This is a genomic window from Methylophaga sp. UBA5088 (assembly GCF_002414625.1).
Lineage (GTDB): Bacteria > Pseudomonadota > Gammaproteobacteria > Nitrosococcales > Methylophagaceae > Methylophaga > Methylophaga marina.
Window position 1 is genome coordinate 11459 of the sequence record NZ_DIAC01000074.1, and the last position, 214, is coordinate 11672.

The 214-nt window shown below is 43.9% G+C and carries 1 protein-coding gene; it reads right to left on the reverse strand.

All coding sequences use genetic code 11. The features are described from left to right. The coding region (locus B4K20_RS09405) for a hypothetical protein (protein WP_289282691.1) at window positions 1-214 on the reverse strand (214 nt) is incomplete at both ends.

The window sequence follows — 214 nt, forward strand, 5'->3', positions numbered from 1 at the left end:
CTAACATACGCATCGCGGTACGAACGGTTTTTTGCAGTTTTTCTTTGTCGAGCTGACCGTTTTCATCAATATGTTTCACCATATTGACGCTGCCTAAGTTACACACCGCAATTTCTTTGTCTGATGTGTTCAGGGTGATTTCTGTACACAGGTTTGAGCTGTGAACCACACCAACGTGCTGTTGTGGGCTACGCAGGTTACATGGATCTTTAAA